Source organism: Catenuloplanes indicus, from assembly GCF_030813715.1.
Lineage (GTDB): Bacteria > Actinomycetota > Actinomycetes > Mycobacteriales > Micromonosporaceae > Catenuloplanes > Catenuloplanes indicus.
Genome location: NZ_JAUSUZ010000001.1, coordinates 5,494,594 through 5,509,761 on the forward strand (window position 1 = coordinate 5,494,594; position 15,168 = coordinate 5,509,761).

General features: G+C 71.8%; 15 protein-coding genes. 10 read left to right on the plus strand and 5 right to left on the minus strand.

Annotation, left to right across the window (positions count from 1 at the left end; translation table 11 throughout):
* Positions 1–272: 272 nt before the first annotated feature.
* The 3 genes from J2S42_RS24850 to J2S42_RS24860 all read left to right on the plus strand — a co-directional run bounded on the left by J2S42_RS24850 (position 273) and on the right by J2S42_RS24860 (position 4,458).
* Positions 273–485, plus strand: coding sequence for an FmdB family zinc ribbon protein (locus J2S42_RS24850; protein WP_307242788.1), 213 nt, complete (start codon positions 273–275; stop codon positions 483–485).
* A 309-nt stretch (positions 486–794) separates the two neighbouring features.
* Complete coding sequence (locus J2S42_RS24855) at positions 795–3,527, plus strand: adenylate/guanylate cyclase domain-containing protein (protein WP_307242790.1); 2,733 nt, start codon at positions 795–797, stop codon at positions 3,525–3,527.
* Between the two features lie 367 nt (positions 3,528–3,894).
* A complete protein-coding gene (locus J2S42_RS24860) occupies positions 3,895–4,458 on the plus strand; it encodes a phospholipase (RefSeq protein WP_307242792.1) in 564 nt (187 codons plus the stop codon).
* Positions 4,459–4,491: 33 nt separating this feature from the next.
* Here J2S42_RS24860 and J2S42_RS24865 read toward each other — a convergent pair whose 3' ends face one another.
* Both J2S42_RS24865 and J2S42_RS24870 read right to left on the minus strand, forming a co-directional pair.
* Positions 4,492–5,508 carry a 2-oxoacid:ferredoxin oxidoreductase subunit beta gene (locus tag J2S42_RS24865; RefSeq protein ID WP_307242794.1) on the minus strand — a complete coding sequence of 339 codons (1,017 nt, stop codon included), beginning with the start codon at positions 5,506–5,508 and terminating at the stop codon, positions 4,492–4,494.
* Entirely contained in the window at positions 5,501–7,345 is a 1,845-nt protein-coding gene (locus J2S42_RS24870) for a 2-oxoacid:acceptor oxidoreductase subunit alpha (protein ID WP_307242796.1), read from the minus strand. Before J2S42_RS24870 ends, J2S42_RS24865 begins: the two co-directional genes overlap by 8 nt.
* Before the next feature lie 299 nt (positions 7,346–7,644).
* Here J2S42_RS24870 and ndhC point away from each other — a divergent pair, with 299 nt between their 5' ends.
* The 5 genes from ndhC to J2S42_RS24895 all read left to right on the plus strand — a co-directional run bounded on the left by ndhC (position 7,645) and on the right by J2S42_RS24895 (position 10,282).
* A complete protein-coding gene (ndhC, locus tag J2S42_RS24875) occupies positions 7,645–8,022 on the plus strand; it encodes an NADH-quinone oxidoreductase subunit A (RefSeq protein WP_307242798.1) in 378 nt (125 codons plus the stop codon).
* Positions 8,023–8,075: 53 nt separating this feature from the next.
* Positions 8,076–8,561: a DivIVA domain-containing protein gene (locus tag J2S42_RS24880; protein ID WP_307242800.1), complete on the plus strand. Its 486-nt coding sequence runs from the start codon at positions 8,076–8,078 to the stop codon at positions 8,559–8,561.
* Positions 8,558–9,055, plus strand: coding sequence for an SRPBCC family protein (locus tag J2S42_RS24885; RefSeq protein WP_307242802.1), 498 nt, complete (start codon positions 8,558–8,560; stop codon positions 9,053–9,055). Before J2S42_RS24880 ends, J2S42_RS24885 begins: the two co-directional genes overlap by 4 nt.
* Before the next feature lie 34 nt (positions 9,056–9,089).
* A complete protein-coding gene (locus J2S42_RS24890; RefSeq protein ID WP_307242804.1) occupies positions 9,090–9,659 on the plus strand; it encodes a DNA-3-methyladenine glycosylase I in 570 nt (189 codons plus the stop codon).
* A gap of 62 nt (positions 9,660–9,721) precedes the next feature.
* Complete coding sequence (locus J2S42_RS24895; protein ID WP_307242805.1) at positions 9,722–10,282, plus strand: hypothetical protein; 561 nt, start codon at positions 9,722–9,724, stop codon at positions 10,280–10,282.
* Between the two features lie 505 nt (positions 10,283–10,787).
* Here J2S42_RS24895 and J2S42_RS24900 read toward each other — a convergent pair.
* On the minus strand, positions 10,788–11,579 hold the full coding sequence (locus J2S42_RS24900; RefSeq protein WP_307242807.1) for an enoyl-CoA hydratase/isomerase family protein: 792 nt from the start codon (positions 11,577–11,579) through the stop codon (positions 10,788–10,790).
* Between the two features lie 47 nt (positions 11,580–11,626).
* Entirely contained in the window at positions 11,627–12,433 is an 807-nt protein-coding gene (locus tag J2S42_RS24905; protein ID WP_307242809.1) for a PaaX family transcriptional regulator, read from the minus strand.
* Positions 12,434–12,726: 293 nt separating this feature from the next.
* On the opposite strand from J2S42_RS24905, the gene J2S42_RS24910 reads away from it, so the two are divergent.
* Positions 12,727–12,894 carry a DUF3117 domain-containing protein gene (locus J2S42_RS24910; protein ID WP_007455245.1) on the plus strand — a complete coding sequence of 56 codons (168 nt, stop codon included), beginning with the start codon at positions 12,727–12,729 and terminating at the stop codon, positions 12,892–12,894.
* Positions 12,895–12,979: 85 nt separating this feature from the next.
* Entirely contained in the window at positions 12,980–14,467 is a 1,488-nt protein-coding gene (locus tag J2S42_RS24915; RefSeq protein WP_307242811.1) for a leucyl aminopeptidase family protein, read from the plus strand.
* On the opposite strand, the gene J2S42_RS24920 is transcribed toward J2S42_RS24915, so the two are convergent.
* A complete protein-coding gene (locus J2S42_RS24920) occupies positions 14,451–15,065 on the minus strand; it encodes an O-methyltransferase (protein WP_307242813.1) in 615 nt (204 codons plus the stop codon). The two genes, J2S42_RS24915 and J2S42_RS24920, sit on opposite strands and share 17 nt — an antisense overlap.
* Positions 15,066–15,168 lie beyond the last annotated feature (103 nt).

Genomic DNA, 15,168 nt, shown 5'->3' on the forward strand with positions numbered 1-15,168 from the left:
TCCCGCTTTTGAGGTCTTTTCGGCCGGGGGCTCGGGTTGCTCGATGGCATCGCTGGCGACGCCCCACGACTGCGGTGCGGGAACGGGCGCTTTATCCGTATTGGCCGGCTTGCCCGGTGTATTTGCCATTCCTGGCGATGATGGTTCCTTGGTCGGACTGTCCATATTCGGCATCCCTGACTCCGGCCGGCCGTCCCCGTCCATCACTCGTCGAACCTTACCCATGTCCGCGCGACTGCCGGAACCGGCGCGTGTCGCCGTACCCTCTTGTCATGCCACGCTACGACTTCCGCTGCCGGGCCTGCGGCGCGACGTTCGAGGTCAACCGCCCGATGACCGCGGCCGCCGACCCCGCATCGTGTCCGGCCGGTCACGATGACACCGTGAAATTGCTCTCCACCGTCGCGGTCGCCGGCCGCGGCGGCTCGGCTTCGGCGCCGGCCGGCGGGGGTGGTTGCTGCGGTGGCGCGTGCGGGTGCGGATAACGCTATAAAAAGCACATATCCCCGCAATTAGCCCAGGTTTAAACCGTACGACCGGGCCTTTCGGATGATCATCCGGATGGTCGTCAGCTCTGACCTGTCGTGCCACAACCGGCCCCGGCCGGTCTCGTTGTCCCAGCCGTAGTCGCCCGGCTGACACCCGGCGCGGCGGAAACGGTGGCTCGATGACCCCGTGCTCGGCTACTACCTTGGGGGAGCCGGGGCCATCCGTTTCGAGGATGTACCTGGTCGAGCGGGTACGGCAGCATGATTCGCGACTTCCAGGGGGCGGAGGTTCCACGCGTGCCGGCAATGGATCACCTGCCAAGCGGCCTGGTGACGTTCTTGTTCACCGACATAGAGGGCTCAACACGGTTGGCCCAGATGCTCGGTGCGGGCTACCGGCCGGTGCTCGAAGAGCACCGGCGACTGCTGCGCGAGATCATCGCGGCGCACCACGGCACCGAGCTGTTCACCGAGGGCGACTCGTTCTTCATCGCGTTCGCCGACGCCTCGGACGCCGTCGCCGCCTGCCTGGCCGCCCAGCGCGCGCTCGCCACCCATGCCTGGCCCGGCGCCGCCCCCAAGGTCCGGATGGGCCTGCACAGCGGCTACGCCACCCCGGTCGGCCGGGAGTACGCGAGCCCGGAGGTGCACCGCGCCGCGCGGGTCGCCGCCGCCGCGCACGGTGGTCAGGTGCTCTGCTCGGCCGCGACCGTCCGGCTAGCCGCGATACCGGCCGACGCCGGGCTGCTCGACCTCGGCCTGCACCGGCTGCGCGGCTTCGACGGCCGGGAGCGCCTGTTCCAGCTGACCGCGCCCGGGCTGGAGACCGAGTTCCCGCGCCCGCGCACCGAGGCGGCCGCGCACAACCTGCCGCACCAGCCGACCACGTTCGTCGGCCGCGGCGCCGAGTGCATCGAACTCGCCACGCTCGTCGAGACCCACCGCCTGGTGACCGTGGTCGGCCCGGGCGGCGCGGGCAAGAGCCGGCTGGCCATCGAGACCGCCGGCGGCCTGGTCGAGCGCTTCCCGGACGGCGTCTGGTACGTCGATGTCGCCCCGGTCACCGACTCCGGGCTGGTCGCGTTCGCGGTCGCGGCCGTGCTCGGCCTGCGCCCGGAACCGGGCCGCCCGATCCTGGACACGCTCGTCGAATCCGCCGCGAACCGCCGCATGCTGCTCGTCCTGGACACCGGCGACGCCCAGCTGGCCGCGGCCGCCGAGGTGATCTCGTCGCTGCTGACCGGGGGTACCGGCGCGAAGGTCCTGGCCACCAGCCGTGAGCCGTTCCGGGTGGCCGGCGAGGTCGTCTGGCGCATACCGCCGCTGTCCGTGGCGCCCGGACCGGGCGGCGCACCGTCCGACGCGGTCGCGCTGCTGATGGACCGCACCTCGCTCGCCCGGGGCGGTCGCGCGCCCAGCCCGGCCGAGGTCACCCACCTGGCCCGGGTCGCCGGCCGGCTCAACGGGCTGCCGCTGGCGATCGAGCTGGCCGCGGCCCGGCTGCGCCTGCTGTCCGCCAGTCAGCTCGCCGAACGCCTGGACGACCTGCTCGGCGCGCTCGACGCCGGGTCCGGGGACACCGACGCCACGGTCGCGATCGGCCCGGCCGCGCGCGCCGCCTCGGCCGCCTCCCGCAACCGGACCATGCAGGCCACGGTCACCTGGTCGTACCGGACGCTCGGCCCGCGCGCCGCCCGGCTGCTGCGCTGGCTGTCCGTCTTCGCCGGCCCGGTCGACCTGCCCACCGTCGAGTGGGTGCTCAAGGACGACCCGCTGGACCCGCTCGCGGTGCTGGTCGACAAGTCGATGGTGCAGGTCGAGCCGCACGCGTCCGGCACGCTCTACCGCATCCTCGACCCGATCAAGGCGTACGGGGCCCGCCGCCTCGCCGACGCCGGTGAGGAGCACTTCGCCCGCGACCAGCACGTCGACTGGTCCATGCAGGCGCTCCAGCGCGCCCACGTGGACCAGGGCGGGCAGCCGATCACGCTGTCGCTCTACGCGCTCGACCCGCTGGCCGACGAGGTCCGGGCCGCGCTGCGCTGGACCTCCACCGGCGGCAGCGCCCGCTCCGGGCTGCACCTCGCGCAGGGCCTGGACCAGTGGTGGCGGGAGCGCGGCCTGGCCCGCGAGGGGCGGCTGTGGCTGTTCCGGATGTACGGGCGGATGGCCGAGACCGGCGAGCCGATCCCGGACGCCGAGCTGGCCCTGGCGTACCACATGCACTCGCTGCACGCCGGCGCAGACGGCGAGTCCGCCGAGGAACAGCGCTTCGCCCAGCGCGCCGAGATGCACGCGCGCCGCTCCGGCGACCCCGGCCTGCTGGTCCGGGTGCTGTCCACCCGCGGCGGCCCGCTGATCTTCCAGGGGCAGTACGCCGAGGCCGAACGCCAGGTCTGCGAGATCATCGAGTGGGCCACCGCGAACGGCGTGCCCGGCGACGCGCTCTACGCCATCTACAGCCTCGCCGAGCTGCTCTGGCGCCGCGGCGCGCTGGACGAGGCCGCCGAACTGCTCGGCGCCGCCCGCAACGTCGAGGCCGGCCGCCCGCTGGAGCGCGGCCGCCGCGGCGTCGACATGCTGCTCGGCATGATCGCGCTCGGCCGCGGTGACCTGGTCGCCGCACACGAGCACCTGGTCGTGGCGCTGCGCTCGCGGATGGGCCACGGCTTCCACCGCCGTGCCTGCGACACGATCAACGCGATGGCCGTGCGCTGCGCCATGGGCGGCGACCCGGTCACCGCCGCCCGCCTGTTCGGCGCCACCGCCGCGATGCGCTCGTCGCTGCGCAGCACGCCCGGTATCTTCGCGAACTACTGGACCGAGCATCAGCAGTTCGTGCGCGCGGTCATCGGTGACGACGCGTTCGACCGCGCCTACGCCGAGGGCAACGACCTCTCGCTGCCGGAGGCGGCCGCGGCCGCGCTCGCCGTCGAGCACCCGGACCTCAGCTCCGACACCGGCCGTTTCCTCGACGCCGGCCGCCTGCTCGACCTCGACACCCGCACGATCGAGCTGCCACCCGGCCGCCGCCCCTGACCCGTCCCGGGTGCGCGGCGAGCGGGCTGAGGGCGCCGATGCCGGATATTTACCGCTATCACACCATCGACCGCAGTTAGTCAGGCTTCCACCACGTACTCCGGCACGCTTTGCTCTGCTTACCTGGCACAAATCCGGCGGATCGGCGCCGCAGATGTGCCGGTCGCCGACAGGTAAGCAGAGCAAAGGCGGCGCGGAGATCGACGGTTGTTTTCGCGGTTTGCGCCAAATGTTCAGGTGGACGGTTCTCTTGCGGGCGGGTGACTCGCGCAAACTTAGGATCCGCTCAGGTGGCCGACGGGTAGCCGGGGCGGCGATGCCGGATCGCCCGCGGTCCCCCCGCGGGCCCACCGCTCAGGAGCCCTGGATGCCCCTACCGCAGTCGGCTGACCACATCCCCACCCGCACCAGGGCCGGCACCGTCCTGGTGACGCTGCTGGCCGTGCTGGCGATCGCGAGCCCCGCCGCGGCGGCCGTGACGCCCGCGCAGAAGGCCGCGACGCTCGCGAGCTTCACCCAGACCGCCGCGCAGAGCTACGACGCCTGGAACGCGGCACGCCAGGACCAGGGCGCGTGGGCCGAGTACGGATTCGACTGGGCCACCGATCACTGCTCGGCCAGCCCGGACCGCCCGCTCGGGTTCGACTTCGCGCTCTCCTGCCACCGGCACGACTTCGGCTACCGCAACTACAAGGTGGCCGGCGCGTTCCCGGCGAACAAGGGCCGGATCGACTCGGCGTTCTACGCGGACCTGAAGCGCGTCTGCGCCCGGTACTCGTCCGCGACCCGCCCGGCCTGCTACAGCCTGGCGTGGGTCTACTTCGAGGCGGTGTCGGTCTTCGGCTCGGTCTCCGCGGTGCGGCAGTCCGACCTGGACGAGGCCGCGCGGCTGAAGGCCCAGGGGCTCAAGGCCGAGGCCAACGCGGCCTGAGCGGACGGGGGCCGCGCGCGGCGGCCCCCGTTCTCAGATCGTCCAGGTGTCGCCCGCGTGCAGCAGGCCGGTCAGCTGCTCCTCGGGCGTGCCGGTCGCGGCGGCCCGGGCATCCGCGACCTGCTGCTGCAGCACCTCGTCGTAGGTGGGGCGGGCCACCGCACGGAACACGCCGATCGGAGTGTTCCGCAGGTCGAGCGCGGGCAGCCGGGAGAGCGCGAACGCGTACGCCGGGTCCGCCACCGTCTGGTCGTGCACCACGATCTCGGACGGGTCGACGGACGCGGCCGGCCGGACCGAGAGACCGAAGCCGCCGGGCGGGTGCACCACGCACGAGTCGCCGAACGTGATCGGCTGCCCGTGCTCCAGCCGGATCAGGTAGTCGTCCCGCGTACCCGCGTCCTTGAGGGCCTCGAACGCGCCGTCGTTGAAGATGTTGCAGTTCTGGTAGATCTCCACGAACGCCGAGCCCCGGTGCGCGGCCGCGGCGCGCAGCACCGACTGGAGGTGCTTGCGGTCCGAGTCGATGGTGCGGGCGACGAACCCGGCCTCCGCACCGAGCGCCAGTGAGAGCGGGTTGAACGGCGCGTCCGCGGACCCGACCGGCGTCGACTTGGTGATCTTCCCGAGCTCGGAGGTCGGCGAGTACTGCCCCTTCGTCAGCCCGTAGATCCGGTTGTTGAACAGCAGGATCTTCAGGTTCACGTTCCGGCGCAGCGCGTGGATCAGGTGGTTGCCGCCGATCGACAGTGCGTCGCCGTCGCCGGTGACCACCCAGATGGACAGGTCGGGCCGGGTCGCGGCCAGGCCGGTCGCGATCGCCGGTGCGCGGCCGTGGATCGAGTGCATGCCGTACGTGTTCATGTAGTACGGGAAACGCGACGAGCACCCGATGCCGGAGATGAAGACGATCCGCTCGCGCGGGATGTTCAGCTCCGGCATGAAACCCTGCACCGCGGCCAGGATCGCGTAGTCACCGCAGCCGGGGCACCAGCGCACCTCCTGATCGGACTTGAAGTCCTTCGCGGTGAGTTTCAGCATCTCAGCCATTTTTCACCACGTCCTCCAGCGCGGACTCCAGCTCGCCGGCCGTGAACGGCAGACCGCTGACCTTGTTGAACGGCAGCGCGTCGACCAGGAACCGGCCCCGGATCACGTGTGCGAGCTGCCCCAGGTTCATCTCCGGGATGACCACCTTGTCGTACCGTTTCACGATCTGTTCCAGGTTGGCCGGCATCGGGTGCAGGTGCCGAAGGTGCGCCTGCGCGATCGTCAGGCCGCGTTGCCGCAGCGCCCGGCAGGCCGCACCGATCGGCCCGTACGTCGAGCCCCAGCCGAGCACCAGCACGGTCGCCGCGCCGTCCGGGTCGTCCACGGTCACGTCCGGCACCGGGATCGTCTCGATGCGCTGCGCCCGGGTACGCACCATCAGGTCGTGGTTCGCCGGGTCGTACGAGATGTCGCCGGTCTTGTCCGCCTTCTCCAGCCCGCCGATCCGGTGCTCCAGGCCGGGAGTGCCCGGGACCGCCCACGGCCGCGCCATCGTCTCCGGATCCCGCAGGTACGGCAGGAACCGGCCGTCCGGCGAGTTCGCGGTGGACGCGAACTCGACGGTCAGGTCCGGCAGCGACGCCACGTCCGGCAGCAGCCACGGCTCGGAACCGTTCGCCACGTAGTTGTCGGACAGCAGGATCACCGGCGTGCGGTAGGTGAGCGCGATCCGGGCCGCCTCGATCGCGGCGTGGAAGCAGTCCGACGGCGACTGCGGCGCGATCACCGCGACCGGGGCCTCGCCGTGCCGGCCGAACAGCGCCATGTTCAGGTCGGCCTGCTCGGTCTTGGTCGGCATGCCGGTCGACGGGCCGGCCCGCTGCACGTCCACGATGACCAGCGGCAGCTCCAGCGCCACGGCCAGCGAGATCGTCTCGCCCTTGAGCGCGACGCCGGGCCCGCTGGTGGTGGTCACGCCGAGCGCGCCGCCGTAGGACGCGCCGAGCGCGGCACCGATCGCCGCGATCTCGTCCTCGGCCTGCATCGTGGTGACGCCGAGCCGCTTGTGCTTGGACAGCTCGTGCAGGATGTCCGACGCCGGCGTGATCGGGTAGGCGCCGAGGAAGACCGGCAGTTTCGCCCGTACCCCCGCGGCGACCAGGCCGAGCGCGAGCGCGGCGTTCCCGGTGATGTTGCGGTACGTCCCTGAGGTCATCGGCGCGGGCGTGATCTCGTACCGCACCGCGAACGCCTCGGTCGTCTCGCCGAAGTTCCACCCGGCCCGGAACGCGGCCTGGTTCGCCGCGACCAGCTCCGGCCGGGCCGCGAACTTGCGTTCCAGGAACCGCAGCGTCGACTCGTACGGCCGGGAGTACAGCCAGCTCAGCAGCCCGAGCGCGAACATGTTCTTGGCCCGCTCGGCGTCCTTCTTCGACACCCCGGCGCCGGTCAGTGCGGCCACGGTCATCGAGGTCAGCGCGACCGGGTGCACCGCGAACCGGGACAGCGAGCCGTCCTCCAGCGGGTTCTCCGCGTACCCCACCTTGGCCAGGCTGCGCTTGCTGAACTCGTCCGTGTTCACGATGATCGCGGCGCCCGCGGGCAGCTCCGGCAGGTTCGCCTTGAGCGCGGCCGGGTTCATCGCGACCAGCACGTCCGGTGCGTCGCCCGGGGTCAGGATGTCGTAGTCGGCGAAGTGCACCTGGAAGCTGGAGACGCCGGGCAGCGTGCCGGCCGGTGCACGGATCTCGGCGGGGAAGTTGGGGAGCGTGGAGATGTCGTTGCCGAGCTGCGCCGTCTCGGACGTGAACCGGTCACCGGTGAGCTGCATGCCGTCACCGGAGTCGCCCGCGAAGCGGATGACCACCCGGTCCAGCCGGCGCACCTGCTTGCTCATGCCGGGCTCCCATCCGAGCTGCGGTGCCAGCGTGGCCGGCGCTGAGCTGATGATTCGCTCGCAAGCTCGCTCATGCCGGGCCCCCATCCGAGCTGCGGTCCCAGCGTGGCCGGCGCTGAGCCGATGATTCGCTCGCAAGCTCGCTCATGCTTACACCCTTCGATCGCCTCAGGGGAGATGTGTGCCAAGACACACCATTCCAAGCCTACGTCGATTCCGCGACTTACGGCTGTCACGAGATCGACCCAGCGTGGCGGAGAGCGTGTGCGGGGTCCGGTGAACGGCTAGGCTCGTCGGGCGTGGAGGGATACCTCGGGTCGTACGCGACGCTCGGCCTGTTGCTGCTGGCCAGCGTGTTCATCTTCGCCGCCGCGTTCGGGGCGAACCGGCTGCTCCGTCCCGCCGCACCGGCCGACCCGTTCGGCAAGCGCGAGCCGTACGAGTGCGGTCTCGACCCGGTCGGCGGCGACTGGGCGCAGGCGCAGATCAGGTACTACGTCTACGCGTACCTCTACGTGCTCTTCGCCGTGGAGAGCGTCTTCCTGTTCCCGTGGGCGGTGGTCTTCGACCGGCCCGGCTTCGGTGTCGCCACAGTGGTGGAAATGGCCGTATTCGTGGCTGTATTGGCGCTCGGTATCCTCTACGCCTGGCGCAAGAACGTCCTCCGCTGGAGCTGACCGACGGGGTGGCGGTCTCGCCATGATCGGTCCGTCATGTCACGATCGCCGCTATGGGTCTGTTCATCACTCTCGTCACGGCGCTCGTCGTCGCGGCGATCATCTTCGGCGTCACGGTCCTGGTGAGCGGCAGCGATCCCGCGCTGGTGCCGGCGGAGCCGGACGGCCGCGCCGTGCCACTGCCGGGCAGCCGCCCGCTGCTGGAGGCCGACATCGCCGACGTCCGCTTCGACACCGCGCTGCGGGGCTACCGGATGGCCCAGGTGGACCAGGCGCTGCGCCGCGCCGCCTATGACATCGGGTACAAGGAGGAGCTGATCGGCGTGCTCGAGGCCGAGGTCGCCGCGCTGCGCGACGGCCGTCTCGAGGACGCGGACGCGCTGCGCAAGGCCCGCGAGGAGGCACTCGCACCGGCCGCGTCGGTCACCCCCGCGCCGGTTGCCGAAAACAACGACAATTCCGGCGGTACGGCCGAGAACGCCACGGTTGCCGTAAAGACTGACGAGGCGCCCGCACCCGACTCTACGGTGAAGGCATGACCCAGCCCGACCCGGCCGAGAACCTCCGGGAGGCCGCCACCCCCGGCACCGGCGAGGTGACCGCGACCGTGATCGTCAACGCGTCCGCCGCCACCGTCTTCGCCGCGTTCACCGCCTGGACCAAGCAGGGCGAGTGGATCCCGTTCACGAAGGTCCGCGTGGTCGAGGGCGACGGTGGCGAGGGCAGTCTCGTCGAGGCCGTCACCGCGATCGGCCCGGCCGTGCTCCGCGACGAGATGCGCGTGGTCCGCGTCGACGCACCCTACGAGGTACGTGTCGTGCACTGCGGGAAGTTCCTGCGCGGACCCGGCGTGCTGCGCTGCACCCCGATGGAGAACGACCGGACCCAGGTCGTCTGGCACGAGTGGTTCCACCTCCCCGCGGGTGCCGCCGGCAAGGTCGTCTGGCCGTTCCTCTGGCCCGGCTCCAAGTTCAGCCTCAAGCAGGCGCTGAAGAGGTTCGCCACCATGGTCGAGAGCGGCCGCCTCCCGTAACCGCCTGTCGTACCCCGCGCCTATCGTGGGCCGCATGTCAGACCTGGTCGTGGGCGAGGACGGTCTCGCCCGCTGCAAGTGGGGCGCCAGCACGCCCGATTACGCCCTCTACCACGACCGCGAGTGGGGCCGTCCGGTGCGCGATGACGACGGCCTCTACGAGCGGCTCACGCTGGAGGCGTTCCAGTCCGGTCTGTCCTGGCTGACCATCCTGCGTAAACGCCCGGCGTTCCGCACCGCGTTCGCCGGCTTCTCGATCGCGGCCGTCGCCGAGTTCGGCCCCGCCGACGAGGCCCGCCTGATGGCCGACGCCGGCATCGTCCGCAACCGGCTCAAGATCGAGGCTGCGCTGGCCAACGCGCGCGCCGCTCTCGACCTGCCGGACGGCCTGGCCGCGTTGCTCTGGTCGTTCGCCCCGCCGCCCCGCCCACGCCCCGCCACGTTCGCCTCCGTCCCCGCGCTCACCCCCGAGTCCACCGCCATGGCCAAGGCGCTCAAGAAGCACGGCTTCCGCTTCGTCGGCCCCACCACGGCGTACGCGTTGATGCAGGCCACCGGCATGGTCGACGATCACCTCCGGGACTGCCACGTGCGGATCGTGTGACACGTGCCCGGCGTGTCCGGGGTCTTGGCTCCGGCCGCGCGCGCCCGTGGTGAGATGGGCACATGGTGCAGCAGTGGGCGATTGTGCTTCCGGACGAGCGGCTGAAGCAGGAGCGGCTCTACCACCACGACTTCGTGGAACTCGCCGACGTGCTCGCCGGCCTCCCGGCGTCGGCTCACCCGGCGCTCGGTGACGAGGTCGTGCTCGTCACCGACGAGCCGAAGCCGCGCGCCGTCGCGACCGGCCACATCGGCGGCCTGCGGTCCGACGACGAGCGCGACCGCCAGGTCGTCTACTCACGCCGTGCGTTCGACCACCCCCAGCCCGCCACCTCGCTGACGCTCGACGGTCCGGTCACCCGCATCACCCCCGCCGAGTTCGCCGCCGTCCTCGACCGCTTCGGCCCTCCGCTCGAGCGCAGCACCTGGCTGGTCAGTGTGGACCTGCCGATCGAGGCCACCACGCGCGCCGAGGCCGTCCGCCTCTTCTGGTCCTACGTCCGCGAACTTGGCCCCGCCGAACTCCCCGCCTTCGTCTCCCCGGCCGGCGACGAACTCGCCATGCAGGCCTTCGTCCTCGGCGAGGAGACCAACCTCGACCCCGAGGAAGAAGACGAGGACTGATTTCCTGGCCTTCGCTCGTGCCTCAGGCCCGGGCGCCCTCCCCGCGCCCTCACACGAGCGGTCGCGTTCCACCCATGATCCAAAATCCCTCGGCAAAGCCGTCCTTCCCGCGGGCCTTTGCTCTGCTTACCTGACTCAAGGTTGTGGGTGCGTGACGCTCCCTGGAGCCCGGCTGCGTCTGCTGACCAGGTCGGATGCGTGAATTCTGGGTCGGTTGGCGTTGCTGGTCCCGGATCGGTGCGAATCGTCGGCCGGGCGCGGCGGGTTCGGGGCGACTCGCGTGCCGGGAGCAACGCGGAGGTGCCGGGGGTTGCGTCGATCCGCCGGCGTGGGGTGCACGAGCGGCAGGGACGGTCCTGATAGGCCCGCCAGCAGGTAATACGTGACCACGCCGGCCAAATGTGAGCCATGTAAGCAGAGCAAATCGGGCGCGCGTGGGGGTGGGGGTGGAGGCCGGCGAGCCGCCGCCGGTGGGTGGGCCGGGCGGCGGCGGGGTGCCGGTGGGTCAGCGGCCCTGGAAGGCGGGCTTCTCCTTGTTGACGAAGGAGGTGGTGGCGTTGCGGTGGTCGGTGGTGGCGCCGGTGATGGCCTGGGCCTGGGCCTCGGCGGCGAGGGCGTCGGAGAGGGTGCCGGCGGTGCCGACGGAGAGCTCGCGTTTGATCGCGCCGTAGGCGACGGTGGGGCCGGCGGCCAGGCGGGCGGCGAGTTCCTGGGCGGTGGGCAGCACCTCGTCGTCGGAGCCGGTCAGGCGGGTCAGCAGGCCGAGCGCGTGTGCCTCCGGTGCGGCGACCGGTTCGGCCAGCATGAGCAGCTCGACGGCCTTGGCGTGGCCGACGATGCGGGGCAGTGACCAGGAGATGCCGGTGTCGCCGGCCAGGCCGACGTTCGCGAACGCCATCAGGAACGACGTGCCGGGGCCGCCGATGCGGAAGTCGGCCAGCATCGCCAGGGAGGCACCGGCGCCGGCGGCGGTGCCGCGGACGGCGGCGATCACCGGCTTCGGCAGGTTCGCCAGGCGCTGTGCGATCGGGTTGTAGTGGGCGAGCACGGTGGACAGCGGGTCGACCGTGCGGGCCTCCAGGACCGCCACGTGCTCGCGCAGGTCCTGGCCGACGCAGAACGCCCGGCCGGCGCCGGTGAGCACGACGGCGCGGACGGACCGGTCCGCCTCGATCTCGGTGAGCGTGTCCCGCAGCGCCTCCTTCAACGCCACGTCCAGTGAGTTCATCGACTCGGGACGGTTGAGCACGAGCGTCAGGACGCCCTCGGAGCGTTCGATCAGCAACGGTTCGGTCACGATGCCGGGGCCTTTCTGTCGGGATGGAGCAAGCGTGCGGGCCTGCGTCAAGCCGGGCCACGCCCGGACTGCGCAAGACAATGCTCGACGTACCGGTCCGCGGCGGGGCGCAGCCGGGACGCGTGTCGGTCGAAGAACGCGGCCGCGGCTGCTCCCGGCCACCCGTCCGGGAGCAGCGAGGGCGGCAGTTGCGGGTCGCGGAACAGGAACTGGCGCCAGGAGTGGACCAGCAGGAACCGGGCCGCGTACGCCTCCAGGTCCGGGCTGCGCGCGGTCACGCCGGACACCACCGGGGTCAGGTCGCTGACGAACCGTTCGTACGCGCGGCCGATCTCGCCCAGGTCCCAGGCACGCCGGACCAGCGAGGTGGCACCGGCCGGGCCGCCGGTGTGTGCGGAGCTGAACCGTTCGTAGCTGACGCCGGCCTCGGTGATCAGCCGGTCCACGTCCTCGCCGGGGCGTGGCGCCACCCAGGTCTGCTCGTCGAGCGCGCCGTACCCCAGGTAGGAGAGGGTGCCGGCGAGTCGTTGCCGGTCCCGGCGGTGCGGCGGAAGCCTTAAGATGATCAAGTCGAACTGCCCGTTCCAGGCGGGACGGCCGGTGCGGTAGATCCGGGCGGCCGCGTCGTCCAGGCGGCGCACGGCCTTCGGGGTCAGCAGATATCCGGGGCCGGACGCGAGCCGGAGCGGGTGCAGCCAGCCCTGGCGGACCATCCGGGACACCGCGGTCCGTACGGCGGGTGCCGCGATCTCGAGGGGGGCGAGCAGTCTGACCAGGGCGGCGATGGGCGCGCGTCCGCCCCGGGCGCGAAGGTGATCCCCATAGAGGTCAAAGAGGGCAGACCGTGCCTGCATGACCGCACATTGTGACAGCCGAAAAACGTATAAGCTAGAGACTGTCATAACTCTGCAGCCTCGGTTTGGGTCTTGAGGCGTTCATCAGGGAAAATCGTTGGTCGGCAGCGCGGGCTGAGCCGGTCATATGGGTAACCAGGCTTGTTTCGGCCCGCAGCCGGGGTCGCGCGGGGCGGGCAGCGTTCCGTGCGGTGCTCCGGGCCGTCGCCGGTGCGGGCTGTGCGTGCCGGCGGTGATGGGAAGTGGCTGTGGGGCAACCCATTGACCCTGGTGTAGGTCTGAGGGGAGACAACATGGCGGCGATGAAGCCGCGGACGGGCGACGGTCCGCTGGAGGTCACCAAGGAAGGCCGGGGGATCGTCATGCGGGTTCCACTGGAGGGTGGTGGGCGGCTCGTCGTCGAGATGACTCCTGACGAGGCGAATGCGCTCGGCGACGCGCTGAAGGCCGCCGCCGGCTGATTGTTTTCGAGGCCCGCCGGTACGGGGATCCCCGTACCGGCGGGCCTTTGTGCCATGAACGAACCGCCAAGAGGGTGAGAAGAGCATGCCGAACGTCCGCCTGGTCGCCGAGCCGGATCTGACGTCAGTGGTGGTCCTGCCGGTGCGGCCGGTGGCCGCGCCGGCCGAGGACGGTCCGGAGGCCGAGCTGGTGGAGGCCGGCGGCGCGCTCCCGGCCGACGTGATCGCGGAGGCGACCGCGTTCCTGGCCGAGGCGAAGGGGGCCGGCAAGGCGGGCGGTACGGTCACGTTGCCGCGCCCCACCCGTACCCCCGGGAAATTGATCTTTGTGGGGGTCGGCGACGCGGACGAGGCGGGCTGGCGTGCGGCGGGCGCGGCCGTGTCCCGCGCGGTGGACGCGGCGGCCACCGTGCTGCTGCCGTCCGGCGTGTCCGGTGCCGCGGTGCGTGGCCTGGCCGAGGGGCTGCACCTGGGCGCCTACCGGTTCACCGTCCCGGCCGGGTTCGACGAGGCGGGCCCGGAGCCCGCCGACATCGCGCTGGCTACCGCGGGCGACTTCGCCGCGGAACTGGCCACCGCGTCCGTGGTGGCGGCCGCGACGAGCCTGGCCCGCGACTGGACCAACACGCCGTCGTCGATCAAGAGCCCGGCCTGGCTGGCCGGTGAGATGGCGTCCGCGGGTGACCGGCCCGGCCTGGCCGGCGTCGGTGGCCGCGCGCAGGTCGTGGTCCGGGACGCGGCCTGGCTGCGCGAGCAGGGCTTCGGCGGCGTGCTCGCGGTCGGCGGCGGCTCCGTCAGCGAACCTCGCCTGGTGGAGGCGTCCTGGACGCCGGAGAACGCGGACGCGCGGCACGTGGTGCTGGTCGGCAAGGGCATCACGTTCGACACCGGCGGCATCTCGATCAAGCCGGTCGCCGCGATGAAGCTGATGCGCAAGGACATGGGCGGCGCCGCGGCGGTGGTCGCGGCCGTGCACGCGGCGGCGGCGCTGCGGCTGCCGGTGCGGGTGACCGCGATCGCGCCGCTGGCGGAGAACATGGTGAGCGGTTCCGCGTTCCGCCCCGGCGACGTGATCCGCCACTACGGCGGCCTGACCAGCGAGACCACGAACAGCGACGCCGAGGGCCGGCTGGTGCTCGCGGACGCGATGGCGTACGCGGTGGAGCGGCACGCGCCCGACCTGCTGATCGACCTGGCCACGCTGACCGGCGCGAACGCGGTGGCGCTCGGCAAGACCATGGCCGCGCTGTACAGCCCGGACGACGCGCTGGCGACGGCGCTGGCGGACGCAGCCGCGGACGCCGGCGAGCGCGCCTGGCGGATGCCGCTGGCCGACGAGTACGCGGACGTGCTGCACAGCGACATCGCGGACCTCTACAGCGCGCCGACCCAGGTCAGCACGATCTCGGCCGCGCTGTTCCTGCGTGAGTTCACCGGCGACCTGCGGGAGCGCTGGGCGCACTTCGACATGTCCGCACCGTCCTGGTCGGAGAGCACGGACGGCGTGCTGGCCAAGGGTGCGACCGGCTGGGGTGTGCGCACGCTGCTCCGGTATCTCACGACGCTCGCTTGACCGCGGAGAGGAGGCCCGCGCCGACCGGAAGCAGCGCGGGCACCCACTCGTCCGCCTCCCGGATCGCCTTGACCAGCTCGCGGATCGTGATCGTGGCCAGGTCGCGCGCGGCCGGGTCACCGATCCGGCCACCGGCCAGCGCGTTGTTGATCGCCAGTACGCCGCCCGGCCGGAGCAGCCGCTGCGCCGCCTGCGTGCACGCGGCGTACTCGGCCACGTCCGCGTCCACGAAGACCATGTCGTAGACGCCGTCCGCGAGCCGGGGCAGCACGTCCAGCGCCCGGCCGGTGATGATCCGGGTACGGCCGGACGGGAAGCCGCTCTCCACGAAGATCCGCCGGGCGATCCGCTGGTACTCGCTCTCCACGTCGATCGTGGTCAGCACGCCGTCGCGCCGCATGCCGCGCAGCAGCCACAGGCCGCTCACGCCGATCCCGGTGCCGATCTCCACCACCGCCTTGGCGTTGCCGGCGGCTGCGAGAAGGCGCAGCGCGGCACCGGCGCCGGGCGTGACCGTGCCGAGCCCGACCTCGTGCGCCAGGCTGCGCGCGGTCTGCAGGATCAGGTCCTCCGCGACGTACCCCTCGCTGAACTGCATGGCCTGCCCACCGGGGGTGTCAGCCGATCTGGCGACCGTGGCGATGACGCACCTCCTAAGGCCCGCGTGGATATGAGCGTAAGGCGGGCGTCCCCGCACGTCG